This window comes from Streptomyces sp. NPDC030798, assembly GCF_055572275.1.
The window spans coordinates 218,208-234,161 of record NZ_JBVIDR010000011.1 but is presented as its reverse complement, the minus strand read 5'-3'; the positions used below and the strand labels follow the sequence as shown (position 1 = coordinate 234,161).

15 protein-coding genes and 1 tRNA gene are annotated in these 15,954 nt (G+C 71.5%); 10 read left to right on the top strand and 6 right to left on the bottom strand.

What is annotated here, in order from left to right; all coding sequences use genetic code 11:
• Positions 1-45: 45 nt before the first annotated feature.
• Positions 46-990, top strand: a complete 945-nt coding sequence (rlmB, locus tag ACZ404_RS25330) for a 23S rRNA (guanosine(2251)-2'-O)-methyltransferase RlmB (protein ID WP_468443573.1) — start codon at positions 46-48, stop codon at positions 988-990.
• A gap of 134 nt (positions 991-1,124) precedes the next feature.
• On the top strand, positions 1,125-2,828 hold the full coding sequence (locus ACZ404_RS25325; RefSeq protein WP_468443571.1) for a DoxX family protein: 1,704 nt from the start codon (positions 1,125-1,127) through the stop codon (positions 2,826-2,828).
• Positions 2,829-2,904: 76 nt separating this feature from the next.
• On the opposite strand, the gene ACZ404_RS25320 is transcribed toward ACZ404_RS25325, so the two are convergent.
• From ACZ404_RS25320 to ACZ404_RS25310, 3 genes are all read right to left on the bottom strand, one after another.
• On the bottom strand, positions 2,905-3,636 hold the full coding sequence (locus ACZ404_RS25320) for a nucleotidyltransferase family protein (protein ID WP_468443569.1): 732 nt from the start codon (positions 3,634-3,636) through the stop codon (positions 2,905-2,907).
• Between the two features lie 84 nt (positions 3,637-3,720).
• Positions 3,721-4,182: a hypothetical protein gene (locus ACZ404_RS25315; protein ID WP_468443567.1), complete on the bottom strand. Its 462-nt coding sequence runs from the start codon at positions 4,180-4,182 to the stop codon at positions 3,721-3,723.
• Between the two features lie 218 nt (positions 4,183-4,400).
• The gene (locus ACZ404_RS25310; RefSeq protein WP_468443565.1) at positions 4,401-5,537 is read right to left on the bottom strand and encodes an ABC transporter ATP-binding protein; all 1,137 of its coding nucleotides are present in this window, start codon (positions 5,535-5,537) and stop codon (positions 4,401-4,403) included.
• A gap of 216 nt (positions 5,538-5,753) precedes the next feature.
• On the opposite strand from ACZ404_RS25310, the gene ACZ404_RS25305 reads away from it, so the two are divergent.
• Positions 5,754-5,827: transfer RNA gene (locus tag ACZ404_RS25305), tRNA-Thr, on the top strand.
• 490 nt (positions 5,828-6,317) lie between these two features.
• Here ACZ404_RS25305 and ACZ404_RS25300 read toward each other — a convergent pair.
• The gene (locus tag ACZ404_RS25300; protein WP_468443563.1) at positions 6,318-7,958 is read right to left on the bottom strand and encodes an FAD-dependent oxidoreductase; all 1,641 of its coding nucleotides are present in this window, start codon (positions 7,956-7,958) and stop codon (positions 6,318-6,320) included.
• Positions 7,959-8,158: 200 nt separating this feature from the next.
• On the opposite strand from ACZ404_RS25300, the gene ACZ404_RS25295 reads away from it, so the two are divergent.
• The 7 genes from ACZ404_RS25295 (at position 8,159) to ACZ404_RS25265 (ending at position 13,411) form a co-directional block, all read left to right on the top strand.
• The gene (locus ACZ404_RS25295) at positions 8,159-9,226 is read left to right on the top strand and encodes a SchA/CurD-like domain-containing protein (protein WP_468443561.1); all 1,068 of its coding nucleotides are present in this window, start codon (positions 8,159-8,161) and stop codon (positions 9,224-9,226) included.
• A gap of 97 nt (positions 9,227-9,323) precedes the next feature.
• Positions 9,324-9,764, top strand: coding sequence for a cupin domain-containing protein (locus tag ACZ404_RS25290; protein ID WP_468443778.1), 441 nt, complete (start codon positions 9,324-9,326; stop codon positions 9,762-9,764).
• Positions 9,761-11,029, top strand: coding sequence for a beta-ketoacyl-[acyl-carrier-protein] synthase family protein (locus ACZ404_RS25285; RefSeq protein WP_468443559.1), 1,269 nt, complete (start codon positions 9,761-9,763; stop codon positions 11,027-11,029). The genes ACZ404_RS25290 and ACZ404_RS25285 overlap by 4 nt, the downstream gene beginning before the upstream one ends.
• A complete protein-coding gene (locus ACZ404_RS25280; protein WP_468443557.1) occupies positions 11,026-12,270 on the top strand; it encodes a ketosynthase chain-length factor in 1,245 nt (414 codons plus the stop codon). Before ACZ404_RS25285 ends, ACZ404_RS25280 begins: the two co-directional genes overlap by 4 nt.
• Before the next feature lie 59 nt (positions 12,271-12,329).
• The gene (locus ACZ404_RS25275) at positions 12,330-12,584 is read left to right on the top strand and encodes an acyl carrier protein (protein WP_365251204.1); all 255 of its coding nucleotides are present in this window, start codon (positions 12,330-12,332) and stop codon (positions 12,582-12,584) included.
• A gap of 1 nt (position 12,585) precedes the next feature.
• A complete protein-coding gene (locus ACZ404_RS25270) occupies positions 12,586-13,065 on the top strand; it encodes an SRPBCC family protein (protein WP_468443555.1) in 480 nt (159 codons plus the stop codon).
• A 22-nt stretch (positions 13,066-13,087) separates the two neighbouring features.
• Positions 13,088-13,411, top strand: coding sequence for a TcmI family type II polyketide cyclase (locus ACZ404_RS25265; RefSeq protein ID WP_468443553.1), 324 nt, complete (start codon positions 13,088-13,090; stop codon positions 13,409-13,411).
• A gap of 274 nt (positions 13,412-13,685) precedes the next feature.
• On the opposite strand, the gene ACZ404_RS25260 is transcribed toward ACZ404_RS25265, so the two are convergent.
• Both ACZ404_RS25260 and ACZ404_RS25255 read right to left on the bottom strand, forming a co-directional pair.
• The gene (locus tag ACZ404_RS25260) at positions 13,686-14,711 is read right to left on the bottom strand and encodes a methyltransferase (RefSeq protein WP_468443551.1); all 1,026 of its coding nucleotides are present in this window, start codon (positions 14,709-14,711) and stop codon (positions 13,686-13,688) included.
• Between the two features lie 59 nt (positions 14,712-14,770).
• Positions 14,771-15,871: a right-handed parallel beta-helix repeat-containing protein gene (locus ACZ404_RS25255; protein ID WP_468443549.1), complete on the bottom strand. Its 1,101-nt coding sequence runs from the start codon at positions 15,869-15,871 to the stop codon at positions 14,771-14,773.
• Between the last annotated feature and the right edge of the window lie 83 nt (positions 15,872-15,954).

Here is a 15,954-nt window from a genome sequence, read left to right as displayed (position 1 = left end):
CTGCATAAGACGTACGCACACTTTTTCGTAGAGAACAGGTAGGTCATGGCCGCGAACAACCGCCGCATGTCCGGCAAGAAGGGCGCGCAGGTCGGCAGCGGCGGCAAGCGGCGCCGGGGCCTGGAGGGCAAGGGCCCCACCCCGCCCGCCGAGATGCGCAAGGGCCACGCCAAGCAGCGCGCCGCCGCGGCCAAGGCCCGCCGCGCCCAGGGCGGCCGCCCGCAGCAGCGCCGGGGCGGCGGCAAGTCGTCCTCCGAGCTGGTCGTCGGCCGCAACCCGGTCGTCGAGGCACTGCGCGAGGGCGTCCCCGCGAACACCCTCTACGTCCAGCAGTTCATCGACAACGACGAGCGCGTCCGCGAGGCCCTCCAGCTCGCCGCCGAGCGCGGCGGCATCAACCTCATGGAGGCCCCGCGCCCCGAGCTGGACCGCATGACCAACGGCCTCAACCACCAGGGCCTCGTCCTGCAGGTCCCGCCGTACGAGTACGCGCACCCCGAGGACCTCACCGACGCCGCCTACGACGAGGGCGCCGACCCGCTCATCGTCGCCCTCGACGGCGTCACCGACCCGCGCAACCTCGGCGCCGTCGTCCGCTCCGTCTCCGCCTTCGGCGGCCACGGCGTCGTCGTGCCCGAGCGCCGCTCGGCCGGCATGACCGCCGGCGCCTGGAAGACCTCCGCCGGCACCGCCGCCCGCACCCCGGTCGCCCGCGCCACCAACCTCACGCGCGCCCTGGAGGCGTACAAGAAGGCCGGCATCACGGTCGTCGGCCTCGCGGCGGACGGCGAGGCCGAACTCGGCGACCTGGAAGCCCTGGGCGGCCCCGTCGTCATCGTCGTCGGCAGCGAGGGCAAGGGTCTGTCCCGCCTGGTGGGCGAGACCTGCGACCTGCGCGTGCGCATCCCGATGCCGGGCGGCGCCGAGTCCCTCAACGCCGGTGTGGCGGCCGGGATCGTGCTCTACGAGGCGGCACGCAGGCGGAGCTGAACACCCGTCCAGAAGTTCACCCGTGCGGGGTAATTCCGGCGTCCATGTGCCGTTCGGGGCGGCTTTGACGCGGTCCGGACACATCCGCCCGGTCGAGGCAGTGTCCTAACACCACGTCACTCGGTTAGTGGGGTGTGGACACCAGAACACCCCGCACACCCACGGGGGACCGCTCGTCGGGCTACGACGACGCTCCCGCGCTGAGCATGGTGAAGGTGCCGAGCGATCCGGCGCAGGTCATCGTCAATCACGCCAGCTTCCGCGTACAGCTGGGCGCGTCGGCGAAACGCACCCGATCACCGCGGATCGCCCGGCATCTGAGCGCCACCCAGGACACCACCCGCGTCCCCGTCGCGGGCACGGCGGCCCGGGCCGGCGCCACCGGCCGCCGCCGCCCCGTCGTGTGGAGCGGCAGGTCCGCCCCCGACGACACCGGCGCCCACCGCCTCCTCCAGGCCGTGCGGGGCAACAGCGTCCGGCACGCCGAGGAACCCGTCCCCGAGGCCGGAGCCACCCAGGTCATCCCCCGCGTCGGCACCGGATACGCCGACACGTACGACAGCCTCGACCAGACCGTCGAAACCCCCCTCGTCGGCCACCAGCGCACCTCCCCCGACGACGGCACCCGGCTCCTGCCCCACGTCCGCCCGCCCGGCGGCGCGTACGGCGAACCGGCCCGCACGGACGACGACTTCGCCGACCGGGACGACTACGACGGCTACGACGACCGCTACGACGAGTACCGCGACGCCTACGAGGGCGACTACGAGGAGGGCTACGAGGACGAGCCCGACCCCGCGGGCGAACGCACCGCCAAGCGGCACGGCGACGACCCCGCCCGGCACGCCTACTACCCCGGTCGCCGCATGAACCTCGGCGTCGTCCTGCTGCCCCTGCGCATCTTCCTCGGCTTCATCTCCATCTACGCCGGCATGGGCAAGCTCTGCGACCCCGTCTACTTCGACGGCGGCAAGCGCGGCTCCATGGTCAAGTGGCTCAACACCCTGCACCCCTGGGAAGTCGCCGAGCCCCTGCGCCAGTTCGCGCTGCACCACCCCGTCGGCTCCGGCCTGGTCATCGCCTTCCTCCAGGTCGTCGTCGGCGTCCTCACCATCCTCGGCTGCTGGCAGCGCGTCGCCGCCGTCATCGGCGCCCTGCTCTCCGCCGCGCTCATCGTCACGGTCAGCTGGAAGACCGTCCCCGCCTACGACGCGCCCGACATCATCTACCTCGCCGCCTGGTCCCCGCTGATCATCGCCGGCGCCCCCGTCTACTCCATCGACGGCCGCCTCGCCGGCGGCGCCTGGCGCCGGCTCGGCCCCCGCTCCGACATCTGGGAACTGCGCCGCTACGTGCTGCGCCGCGGCGCCCTGATCACGGCGGTCACCGTCGGCCTCACCCTGTTCGTCGGCTCGCTGCTCGGCGGCGCCGTACGCGACTCCAGCCGCGTCGTCGTCCCCGGCCCCGGCGAGGCGCCCCGCAACAACCTCCCCGGCTCCCCGCTCCCCGAGGAGCCCGGCAAGCGGCAGCACCGGACGCCGTCGGCCTCCACCTCGCCCAGCGGCGGCGCCACCACCGGACCGTCCGGCGCGGCCACCCCGAGCGCGAGCCGCAGCGCCGGCACCACCACCACCCCGACTCAGACCCAGGGCACCACGGGCCAGGTCCCGCCCCGCCAGTCCTCCCCGACCGGCGGCGCCCCCAGCACCAGCGCCGGCCCGACCAGCGCGGGCGGCACCTCCACCGGCGGCGGCACGTCGACGGGCGGCAGCGGCGGCTCCGGCGGCGGCAGCTCCTCCTCCGGCCAGCCCGGCCTGGTGGGCGGCCTGCTGGGCTGACCCCGCAACCCCACGGCAGAGGGCCCCGTACCAGGAACGGTACGGGGCCCCTTGCTGCCCGCGGACGCCCGGACGGCTACCGCCCGAGCGCGGCCAGTTCCTTGGCCGCCTCGGTCAGATCCTTCGCGGTGTCGATGGCCCGCCAGTACGCCCCCTGGGGGAGGGGGAACCCCGCCAGCTTCCGCTCCCGGGCGAGCCGGGGGAAGGTGGTCCGCTCGTGGTCACCGCGCTCGGGCAGCATCGAGGCGAACTCGGGGGAGAAGACGTACACACCGGCGTTGATCTCGAACGTCGACGGCGGAGCCTCGATGAAGTCGGTGATGTGCCCGAACCCGTCGGTCTTCACCGCGCCCCAGGGAATCCGGGGCCGGGCCAGCGCCAGCGTGGCGACGGCGTCCCGCTCGGTGTGGAAGTCGGCCATGTCCCGCAGGGAGAAGCGGGTCCAGATGTCGCCGTTCGTGGCGTACCAGGGCCGGTCGGGGTGGGGCAGATGCGCGGCGGCGTACTTCAGGCCACCACCGCGGCCGAGGGGCTCCGTCTCGACGACGGTGCGGACGGACACGGGCAGGTCGGCCGAGTCCAGCCACTTCTGCAGGACCTCGGCGAGGTGGCCACAGGAGACCACCACGTCCGTCACGCCCTCCTCGGCGAGCCAGGCCAGTTGATGGCCGATGATCGGAGTGCCCGTGCCGGGGATCTCGACCATCGGCTTGGGCCGGTCGTCGGTGTAGGGACGCAGCCGTGAGCCCTGGCCACCGGCCAGGACGACGGCTTGAGTGGGGCGCGACGCGGCGTTCGGATGGGTCATGTCCCGAACTGTACGTGGCGCCCCGGCCGGAATTCCGACCGCAACCGGCTCCTTAAGGAGCCGTTACCCACTTCCCAACCGGTCCTAGCTGTGCGCGGCCAGGACGCCGGAGGCGAAGGCGGTGTCGCAGACCGGGCGGGCGTACGACTGTGCGCGCGAGGCGCCGTAGATCCGCACCGCGGCGCGGCCCAGGGCGCGGGCGATGGAGCCGCAGTGCCGGGCGAGCGAGGGGTGCCCGTTCACGGCCTGCTGGAGGTGGGTCAGGACCACCCCCGGGTTCTTGTCCTGCAGCTCGGTCAGCAGCTGGTCCCGCAGCACGTCCTGCGGGGCGCGGGAGACTGCCCTGGGGGCCACGGACGCCGAGGAGACGTCCGAGGCCGTGAGCACCGAGCTGGAGGGGCTCCCCGTCCAGTTGACCCGGGTGACCGCGAGGGTTCCGGAGAGCACCAGGACGACGGGCAGGACGAGGGCGAGAGTGCGGCCGATCCGGCGGGCAGGGCCGCCCCGGTGGCCGCGTCGCGTCTGAGGGGTGGTGGAGTGCTTCACGCGTGTGAGGGTAGCGCCCGGTAATGATTTGGCGACATTCGGTCACTCTTATGGGGGATGAGAAGGGGCTGGTTTCTGGGTAAGGGGTTGACGGCCGGTGCCCGAATTGATGGCTGTGCCGGGGTATCTCCAGGCCTTCAGGGACGGCGAAAGGGGCCCCGCGGCGGTCCGCGGAGCCCCTTTTCGTCAACCTGATGTGACCGGGCAGGTCAGCCGGTTCAGTCGGAGAGACGCTCGCCCGTGGAGGTCGAGAACACGTGGGTCTCGCCCGGCCGCGGCACGACGTGCAGCGTGGCGCCCTTCTCCGGCACCTGGCGGCCGTTCACACGGACGACCAGGTCCTTGACCTCGCCGCCGACCTCGGCGGTGCCGTAGACGTAGCCGTCGGCGCCCAGCTCCTCGACGACGTTCACGGAGACGGCGAGACCGGCCGGGGCGTCCGCGCTGTCCTTGGACAGCGAGGCGGCGACGCTGCCGTTGTGCTCCACCACGTCGAAGTGCTCGGGGCGGACACCGACGGTGACGGTGCGGTCACCCCGGTCGGCGGCGGCCTTGAGCGCGTCGCGGTTGACCGGCACCACGCTGTTGCCGAACTTCACACCGCCGTCGGTGATCGGCACCTCGACCAGGTTCATCGCCGGGGAGCCGATGAAGCCGGCCACGAAGAGGTTCGCGGGCTTGTCGTACATGTTGCGCGGCGAGTCGACCTGCTGGAGCAGACCGTCCTTGAGCACGGCCACCCGGTCGCCCATCGTCATGGCCTCGACCTGGTCGTGGGTGACGTAGACGGTGGTGATGCCGAGGCGGCGCTGCAGCGAGGCGATCTGCGTACGGGTGGACACACGGAGCTTGGCGTCCAGGTTGGACAGCGGCTCGTCCATGAGGAACACCTGCGGCTCACGGACGATCGCGCGGCCCATCGCGACACGCTGGCGCTGACCACCGGAGAGGGCCTTCGGCTTGCGGTCCAGGTACTCCGTGAGGTCGAGGATCTTCGCGGCCTCCTCGACCTTCTGCCGGATCTCCGCCTTGTTGACGCCGGCGATCTTGAGCGCGAAGCCCATGTTGTCGGCGACGGTCATGTGCGGGTAGAGCGCGTAGTTCTGGAACACCATGGCGATGTCCCGGTCCTTGGGCGGCAGGTGGGTGACGTCGCGGTCACCGATGCGGATGGCTCCGCCGTTGACGTCCTCGAGCCCCGCGAGCATCCGGAGCGAGGTGGACTTGCCGCAGCCCGACGGGCCGACCAGGACGAGGAACTCGCCGTCCTCGATCGCGATGTCGAGACCGTCGACGGCGGGCTTGGTGGCACCCGGGTAGATCCGGGTCGCCTTGTCGAACGTGACAGTGGCCATGGTGAGGGGCCCCCTTCTACCGGCAGGAACGTGCCGGACGATCCGTTGTAGGAAGGTGGTTGGTGTAGTCCACGAGGGTGAACTGGCTCAGGACGCTACCTGGCGTTCACGTGATCTGTCAGTACCCGACCCCTGTGAACTTCGCGGAAATTTTCGACGGGCCCGCGCCATGACGTGGGTACACTGCACAGGCACGCAGGCGATGCCCGCGTACATGCCTCCTTAGCTCAGCTGGTCAGAGCGCCGCTCTTGTAAAGCGAAGGTCGTCGGTTCGAATCCGACAGGGGGCTCTCCTCCTGAACAGCACGAACGCCCCGGCCGATGAACGGTCCGGGGCGTTCGACATCCAGGTGGCATCGCTGCCACGACGGTCCTCAGGACCGTGTGCAGGACACTCGCCGACGCAGCCCCCATGCCCTGAACCGGCCACTCACGAAGATGCCGACGCCGGCGGACAGTGCGATCAGCACGACGGAGGCCCCGCCGTCCACGGTGACGTGGTGACCCCGGGGCGCCCAAGCCGCCAGAAGTGCGCCGCTCCCGGCAAGGGTCACGGCGGCCACGGCAAGGAAGATCGCCATTTCGGTCCACCACATTGCCTGCGTCGGTCGAGTCGTCATGGCGCAGTTGTATCTCACGCCCTTCCGCGGTACCTCAGCGAGGTACATCCCCGCTCGCAGGTCCCGTGGCGCACGTTCGCCCACCCGAAGACGGTGCGGACCACGGGGAGTGCGGGCCACCCGGGCGTGAGGCGTGGGTGGCCCTTGTCGTTCGTGGCGGTCAGGACGGTTGGAGCAGGGTGCGCAGCACGTCCCGCAGGACTCCCTCGGGGTCGGGTACGGCTCCGGTGGCCCGCCAGGCGATGAAGCCGTCGGGGCGGATCAGCACCGTGCCGTCGGCGGTGACGCCGTGGGCCCGGGCCCAGTCGGTGGTGTCGTCGTCGTAGGTGAGGTCGGCGTCGGCGCCGGGGCCGATGCGGTAGGCGGTGAGGGGGATGCCGTCGGTGTCGGCGAGGCGGCGGGCGGCGGTGTGCCAGCCGGCGTCGTCGGGGGCGTCGGTGAGGAGGACGAGGGAGCGTTCGTAGAGGTCGAGTGTGGACAGGCGCCGGCCCGCGCGGCGCAGCCACAGGTGGGGCGCCCGGGTGCCGGGCCGGCCGGAGAGGGCCAGGGCGTCGGGGACGACGGGCTGGTCGGGGTCGGTGCCGAGGACGGCGCCGTGGGGGTAGTGGTAGCCGAGGACGACGTTGAGGATGCCGCCGCGTTTGCCGCCGCCGACGCCGGGGGCGGGGGCGAAGCCGGGGTGGCTGTGCTCGACGGAGCGGGCGGAGGCGCGGGCGCTGGTGGCGAGGGCGACCGGGCGGCGTTCGGTGTCGTAGCTGCCGAGGAGGGCGGGGCCGGCCCAGCCGGCGAGGACGGCGGCGAGTTTCCAGGCGAGGTTGTGGGCGTCCTGGATGCCGGTGTTGGAGCCGAAGGCGCCGGTGGGGGACATCTCGTGGGCGGAGTCGCCGGCGAGGAAGACGCGGCCGCGGGAGTAGCGGTCGGCGACCCGTTCGGCGGCGCGCCAGGACGCCTTTCCGGTGATCTCGACGTCGAGGTCGGGGACGCCGACGGCCTGGCGGATGTGGCGGCCGAGGCGCTCCTCGGTGAAGGAGTCGAGGGTTTCGCCGCGCTCGGGGTGCCAGGGGGCGTGGAAGACCCAGTGCTCCTTGTTGTCGACGGGCAGGAGGGCGCCGTCGGCGTCGGGGTGGGTGAGGTAGCAGCAGATGAAGCGGCGGTCGCCGACGACGTCGGCGAGGGCGGTGGAGCGGAAGGTGACGCTGACGTTGGCGAAGAGGTCGCCGGGGCCGGTCTGGCCGATGCCGAGGGCGCCGCGGACGGGGCTGCGGGGGCCGTCGGCGGCGACGAGGTAGTCCGCCCGGACGAGGTAACGCTGGTCGGTGTCGCGGTCGAGGACGACGGCGGTCACTCCGTCGGCGTCCTGTTCGAAGGACTCCATCTGGTGGAAGTAGCGCAGGTCGCCGCCGAGTTCGCGGGCGTGGTCGAGGAGGACGGGCTCCAGGTCGTTCTGGCTGCACAGGCACCAGCCGGTGGGGCTGAAGCGGGCGAGTCCGCCGCCGGGGTCGATGTGTTTGAACAGCCATTCGCCGGCGTCGCCGACCAGGGTCGGGGTCTGCAGGATGCCGTGGTTGTCGGCGAGGAGTGAGGCCGCCGCCTTGATGTCCGGCTCGATGCCGGCCACCCGGAAGAGCTCCATCGTGCGCACGTTGTTGCCGCGTCCGCGGGGGTGGATGGAGGTTCCCGAGTGGCGCTCGACGAGCATGTGCCGGACACCGAGGCGGCCCAGGAACACGGACATGGACAGGCCCACCAGGGAGCCGCCCACGATGAGGACGGGGACCCGGTGGTCGGCTTTTTGATGCATCGAAGCCTCCAGAGGCAGGGGTGTCGCGTGTGGGGCGCCTGTGAGTTCTCTGCCCGGTGAGGGTGGCTCCGCGTGGCCAATCACCCGCGTGGTTCATACGAGTCGCGGGCGTGGGGGGACCGGCACAGGATCAAGGAACGCTGCCGTCGCGTCAGTCGCGGCCGGCTCGGCCTCTGCCCTCGCGAAGGAGATGTGTGCAGGTGACCACGACGTCTGATCGTCCCTCAGAAGCGCTGGCCCAGGTGTCCAAGCGCGTGTCCCAGTCCGTGTTCGACGGTTCCCGGCTCCGGGTCGTCCTGCTGGTCGACGTGCATGACGGCGCGCAGCAGCAGTTCCTGGAGGCGTACGAGCAGCTGTGCAACCAGGTCGCGTCGGTGCCGGGTCATGTGAGCGACCAACTGTGCCAGTCGATCGAGAATCCGTCCCAGTGGCTCATCACGAGCGAGTGGGAGAGTGCTCCGCCGTTCCTCACCTGGGTGAACAGCGAGGAGCACGTGCGGATGGTGGAGCCGCTGCACTCCTGCGTCCGGGACACCCGGTCGCTGCGGTTCCACATCGTCCGGGAGACGGGCGGCGCGGCCGCTCACGAGGAGCCGGGGCAGCGCCGTCTGCAGGCTCATCCGCGCATCGGTGACGGGGTGATCCGGCACGCGCTGACGTTCACGGTGCGGCCGGGCACCGAGGAGAAGGTCGCGAAGATCCTGTCGGACTACGCCTCCCCGCAGGCGCAGGTGGACGACACGACGCGGCTGTGCCGGACGTCGCTGTTCATGCACGGCAACCGGGTGGTGCGGGCGATCGAGGTGCGCGGGGACCTGCTCGCCGCGCTGCGCCATGTGGCCCGGCAGCCGGAGGTGCGCGCGGTGGAGGAGGCGATCAACCCGTATCTGGAGCAGGACCGGGATCTGGACGACCAGGAGTCGGCCCGGATGTTCTTCACCCGGGCGGCGCTGCCGGCGGTGCACCACGTGAGTGCGGAGGGCGCACCGGAGGGCAAGCGGCTGGCGCTGTACTACGCGGCCCGGCCGGGCCGCGGGATGCGTCTTGCGGAGTTGCTGGCGAAGGCGGACTCGGCGGCGGCGGACGACCCGGGCAGCCCGGTGCTGCGCAGCACGGTGTTCCAGCGGGACGACGTGGTGGTGCGGCTGGTGGATGTGCGTGACGAGCGCGCTGCTGCTCCGGAGCTGTCCGGCGAGATGCGCAAGCTGCTCGACGGTGAGGCCGCCCGTATGGATCTGATCACCGACCGCCGGTCGCCGGAAGCCTGACCCGAGGCCGGACGGCCGGCCAGTCCCCACCGTTCGTCGCCGACGGCGGCAATCACATCGGAGGAAAACGTTGTCCATCAAACCCCGTCCGAAAATCGTGGACCTCAGCGAGGTCGAGCCCAACGTCCGGCGAGGTGGCGACCTGCGCGCCATGCTGACCCCTGCCACAGTCGGATCCACCAGCGGTTTCATGGGTGTGGCGATCGTGCAGCCGGGTGACCGGATCGGTGAGCACTACCACCCGTACTCCGAGGAGTTCGTGTACGTCGTCTGCGGTCAGCTCGAGGTGGACCTGGACGGTGAGCCGCACGCGCTGCGCCCCGAGCAGGGCCTGATGATCCCGGCCTACATGAAGCACCGGTTCCGCAATGTCGGGAAGGTGGAGGCGCGGATCGTGTTCCATCTGGGGCCGCTGGCTCCGCGGCCGCAGCTCGGGCATGTGGACACAGAGGAGACGGAGGTCATCGGGGCCGCCGCGGTGGCCACGGAGCCGGCGCCGTCGGGTGCCGCGCACGACCGGGGTCAGGTTCTGTCGTGACCCGGCGCGTGGCGGTCACAGGCATAGGCATCGTTGCTCCGGGCGGCATCGGCGTTCCGGCTTTCTGGGATCTGCTGGCCAACGGCCGGACCGCGACGCGGGGCATCACCTTCTTCGACCCGTCCGGACTGCGCTCGCGGATTGCCGCCGAGTGCGATTTCGACCCGGCGGCGCACGGCCTGGACGCGGAGCAGGTCGAGCGGGCGGACCGGTACATCCAGTTCGCGCTGGTGGCGGGGGAGGAGGCGGTGCGGGACTCCGGTCTGGAGCTGGCCCGGGAGGACCCCTGGCGGATAGGGGTGTCGGTGGGTACCGCGGTGGGCGGGACCACGCGCCTGGAGCACGACTACGTGCTCGTCAGCCACCGCGGTGAGCGCTGGGACGTGGATCACCGGGAGGCGGAGCCGCAGCTGCACCGGGCGTTCTCGCCGAGCACGGTGGCCTCCGCGGTGGCGGAACGATTCGGCGCCCAGGGTCCGGTGCAGACCGTCTCCACGGGCTGCACCTCGGGCCTGGACGCCGTCGGGTACGCCTTCCACACGGTCCAGGAGGGCCGGGCCGACATCTGCATAGCCGGGGCGTCGGACTCGCCGATCTCCCCGATCACCATGGCGTGCTTCGACGCGATCAAGGCCACCTCCCCCAACAACGACGACCCCGCACACGCCTCCCGACCCTTCGACAACAACCGTGACGGGTTCGTCATGGGCGAGGGCGGCGCGGTGCTCGTCCTGGAGGAGCTGGAACACGCGCGGGCCCGCGGCGCCCACGTGTACTGCGAGCTGGGCGGTTACGCCACCTTCGGCAACGCCTACCACATGACCGGCCTGACCAGTGAGGGCCTGGAGATGGCCCGGGCGATCGACCTGGCACTGGATCACGCCCGGCTGGACCCGACGGCGATCGACTACGTGAACGCGCACGGCTCCGGCACCCGGCAGAACGACCGGCACGAGACGGCGGCCGTGAAGCGGGCGCTGGGCGCCCATGCCTACGACACCCCGATGAGCTCCATCAAGTCGATGGTGGGGCACTCCCTCGGGGCGATCGGGGCGATCGAGGTGGTCGCCTGCGTGCTGGCCCTCGCCCGGCAGGTGGTCCCGCCGACCGCGAACTACGAGACCCCCGACCCCGAGTGCGACCTGGACTACGTCCCGCGCGTCGCCCGCGAACGGAAGCTGACCAGCGTCCTGTCCGTGGGCAGCGGGTTCGGGGGTTTCCAGTCCGCCGTGGTCCTGACCCGGACGAGGGAGAGGACACGATGAGCGAACCGCATGACCGGCGCGCGGCCGTCACCGGCATCGGGGTGGTCGCGCCCAACGGAACCAGCACCGAGACCTTCTGGAAGGCCACCCAGGAAGGCCTCAGCGTCCTCGACCGGGTCACCCGCGAGGGCTGTGAGCACCTGCCGCTGAAGGTGGCCGGCGAGATCCGCGCCTTCGACCCGGCGGCCACCATCGAGGAGCGCTTCCTCGTGCAGACCGACCGGTTCACGCACTTCGCGATGGCCGCGGCGGACTTCGCGCTGGAGGACGCCCGGCTCGGGGCGGCCGACACCTCGGAGGACCCGTACTCCATCGGGGTGGTGACGGCCGCCGGCTCCGGCGGCGGCGAGTTCGGCCAGCGCGAGCTGCAGCAGCTGTGGGGCAAGGGCAGCCGCTTCGTCGGGCCGTACCAGTCCATCGCCTGGTTCTACGCCGCGAGCACCGGCCAGATCTCCATCCGCCGCAAGTTCAAGGGACCGTGCTCGGTGGTGGCCTCCGACGAGGCGGGCGGCCTGGACGCCCTGGCGCACGCGGCGCGGGCGGTGCGGCGCGGCACCGACGTGATCGTGGCCGGGTCCACCGAGGCCCCGCTGGCGCCGTACTCGGTGGTGTGCCAGCTCGGTTACGAGGAGCTGAGCCAGGTCGCCGATCCGTCCCGCGCGTACCGCCCGTTCACCGAGGCCGCCTGCGGCTTCGTACCGGCCGAGGGCGGCGCGATGCTCGTGGTGGAGGCGGAGTCGGCGGCCCGTGAGCGCGGCGCGGACGTCCGGGCGTACGTCGCCGGGCACGCGGCGACCTTCACCGGCGCCTCCCACTGGGACCGGTCCCGGGACGGTCTGGCCCATGCCATCGGGCAGGCGCTGGAGGAGGCCGGCTGCGCCCCCGAGGAGGTCGACGTCGTCTTCGCCGACGCCCTCGGGGTGCCGGCGGCGGACCGGGCCGAGGCGCTGGCCATCGCCGACGCGCTCGGCGCGCACGGCACCCGGGTCCCGGTGACGGCGCCCAAGACGGGCATCGGCCGCGGCTACTGCGCGGCACCGGTGCTGGACACGGCCGCGGCGGTGCTCGCGATGGAGCACGGCCTGATCCCGCCCACCCCGAACGTCGTCGACGTCTGCCACGACCTCGACCTCGTCACCGGCCGCGCCCGGGTCGCCGAGCTGCGTACGGCGCTGGTGCTCAGCCGGGGCCTCATGGGGTCGAACTCGGCGCTCGTGCTGCGGCACGGGGCCCGGCAGTGAGCCGCGGAGGCCGCAGTGACCACAGCAGAGCGCAGTGACCACAGCAAAGGAGGAAGCACATGCCGCAGATCACCGTGGAAGAACTCGCCGCGCTGATGAAGAAGGCTGCCGGCGTCACCGTCAGCCCGCAGCAGCTCCAGGAGAAGCCGGACACGGGCTTCGACGTCCTCGGCGTCGACTCGCTGGGCCTGCTCGGCATCGTCGGCGAGCTGGAGAACACCCACGGCACCCCGATGCCGGTCGACGCGGAGCGCTGCAAGACACCCCAGCAGTTCCTCAACCTCGTCAACACCACCCTGATGGCAGGAGCCTGAGATGGCAGGACACACCCAGAACGAGATCACCATCGCCGCTCCGCTGGAGCTGGTCTGGGACATGACCAACGACCTGGAGCGCTGGCCACAGCTGTTCAGCGAGTACGCGTCCGTGGAGATCCTCTCCCGGGAGGGCCGCAAGACGACGTTCCGGCTGACCATGCACCCGGACGAGAACGGCACGGTGTGGAGCTGGGTCTCCGAGCGCGAACCCGACCGCGCCAACCTCACCGTGAAGGCACGCCGGGTGGAGACCGGGCCGTTCGCGCACATGGACATCCTCTGGGAGTACGAGGAGGTGCCCGCCGGGACCCGCATGGTCTGGACGCAGGACTTCGCGATGAAGCCGGACGCCCCGGTCGACGACGACTGGATGACCGACAACATCAACAAGAACTCCAAGATCCAGATGGCCCTCATCCGGGACAAGATCGAGAAGGCGGCCGCCGGACAGCGGCCCGCCCCGGCCCTGGCCGACTGAACCGGACGGAGGAGCACAGCTCATGCACCAGGCCCTGATCGTCGCCCGGATGGCCCCGGGCTCCGCCCCGGACATCGCCAAGGTGTTCGAGGAGTCCGACCGGGGCGAGCTGCCCCACCTGGTCGGTGTCACCCGGCGCAGCCTGTTCCAGTTCGGTGATGTGTACCTGCACCTCATCGAGTCCGAGCGGGAACCGGGACCGGCCATCGCCAAGGTGGCGGACCACCCCGAGTTCCGGGGCATCAGCGAACGCCTCACGGCGTACGTCAGCGCGTACGACCCGGAGACCTGGCGGTCCCCCAAGGACGCGATGGCGCACCGCTTCTACCTCTGGGAGCGCGACTAGGGCCTGTCCGGCGGATCAGGCCGGCTTCGAGCAACGGTTCTATGTCGGCGCCGGTGAGCGGGGTCTGGTGCGTGCAGCTGCAAGGCGGAGGAGGGCGTCAACGCGGAGCGTCGGCAACCGACGACAACGCCGCAGATGTCCGTGCCAGACCCCGCGACCTCGGCATGATCCGCCGGACAGGCCCTGGCGCCGTACGGCAGGACACGCACAGAGCACCGGCCGCCGGGCCCGCAGCGTCGCGGGCCCGGCGGCCGGTGCTCGGGGGAGGCCCGGCTCAGCCGGGGACGTGGCAGTCGAACGCGTGCAGGTACGGGTTGACCGGCTGGATGCCGTCCACCCGCAGGCCCGCCGCGGTCAGCCTGCTCACCATGGAGTCGGTGGTGTGCTTGGCCCCGCCGACGTTGAGGAGCAGCAGCAGGTCCATGGCGGTGCTGAACCGCATGGAGGGGGTGTCGTCCACGAGGTTCTCGATGACCACGACCCGGGTACCGGGGCCGCCCGCCTCGACGACGTTGCGCAGGGTGCGGGCGGTGGACTCGTCGTCCCACTCGAGGATGTTCTTGATGACGTAGACGTCGGCCGTGACCGGCACGGCCTCCCGGACGTCACCGGGCACGATCTTGGCGCGGTCGGCGAGGTCGCCGTCGCGCAGCCGGGGCAGGGCGTTGTCGACCACCCGGGGCAGGTCGAGCAGACTGCCGTGCATCTGCGGGTACTTGTCCAGCAGGCAGGCCACCACGTGCCCCTGGCCACCGCCGATGTCCGCGACCGACCGGGCGCCGGACAGGTCCAGCAGCGCCGCGACCTCCCGCGCCGACTGCTCGCTGGAGCGGGTCATGGCGCGGTTGAAGACGTCCGCGGAGTCGGGGGCGTCCTCGTTGAGGTAGGTGAAGAACTCCTTGCCGTAGAGGTCCTCCACGACGTTCTTCCCGGTGCGCACGGCCTCGTCCAGCCGGGGCCAGGCGTCCCAGGTCCACGGTTCGGTGCACCACATCGCGATGGCGCGCAGGCTGTTCGGGTCGTCCTCGCGCAGCAGCCGGGACATGTCGGTGTGTGCGAAGGTGCCGTCCGGCCGCTCGGCGAAGACGCCGTAGCAGGACAGGGCCCGCAGCAGCCGGCGCAGCGGCTTCGGTTGCGCCTTGACCGCGGCGGCGAGGTCCTCCACGGGCAGCGGGGAGTCCCCGAGGGCGTCGGCGACGCCCAGCCGGGCGGCGGCCCGGACGGCGGCGGCGCAGGCCGCCCCGAAGACGAGCTCACGCAGCCGCATCGGCGGGGGTGGGGCTGTTTCAGCGGACGTCATGGGCCGCCCTTTCTCTCTCTTCGGCTTGCGTCGGTCCAGCAGCGGCAGTGGCCGGGCGGTCAGCACAGGCCCGCGGGCCTGGAGGCCCGGCAGGTGTTGCGCTCGAAGGCGTTGTCCTTGCCCGGGTCCGTGTTCACCAGGTCGGCAGGGGTGTTGTCGCGCAGCATGTTCTGGTCGACGCGGTTGTTGTCGCTGGTCACGCCGACGAAGCTCTTGAACAGCACGATCCCGCCGGACAGCGGGGAGGTGCCCGCGTGGCCCGTGACCACGTTCCCGGTCACCCGGGTCTGCTCGGTGCCGGTCAGGACGATGCCGGAGCCCTGCAGGGCGGGCAGCCGGTCGGTGGCCGCGCAGGACTTGTTGTTGCCGATGATGCGGTTGGCGGCCACGGCCAGGTAGCCGGCCTTCGGCTGGTTCTCGTCGCCGACGACGAACACACCGGCGCAGTTGCCGGAGATGTAGTTGCTCGAGACGGTGACGTTGCGCAGTCGGCGCACGGTGACACCGATGCGGTTGCCCTCGAGCCGGTTGTGCTGCACGAGGGTCTGCCCGGCGTCGTAGGCGCCGGCCTCCTCCTTGATGGTGTTGGCCAGGAACACGCCCGCGTCCCCGTTGTCGCGCGCCTGGTTGTCCCGCAGGATGCCGTGCACGGAGCGCTCCTGGGCGATGCCCCACACCCCGTTCTTCACGGCGTACACCCCGCGCACGGTCATGGTGTCGGTGGCCATGCCGAACACGCCGGTCCGGCTGAAGCCGGTCACGGTCAGGTTGGCGACGGTGACGCCCTGGACGTTCTGGTCCTTCGTCCCCAGCACGCAGATGCCGTTGCCGCCCTCGGCGCAGCTGTTCGCGGACTTGTCGGCGGTCGTGGCGGCCGTCTGCTTCCCGACGGGCTTGATCACCGTCTCGGGGCCCACACCGCGCAGGGTCAGTCCGGGGGTGCTGATCTTGACGCTCTCGTGGTAGGTGCCGGCGAGCACCACAACGGTGTCCCCGGCCTTGGCCGCGTCCACCGCCTTCTGGATCGACTGCCCCGGGCTGACCACGTGGACAGTGCGCAGATGGGGGCTCGTCGGGCCGGCCGCCGCGGGGACCGCGCCCAGTGCCGTGCCGACGAGGGCGGCGGTGCACGCGAGATAAGCGAGGTGACTTTTCTGCATATCGCGTACCGTATGACCGACTTATCCCCATCCCGGTGGGATGCTCCATCCGGCGGCGTGTCAACACTCCGGAGCCCCGATCG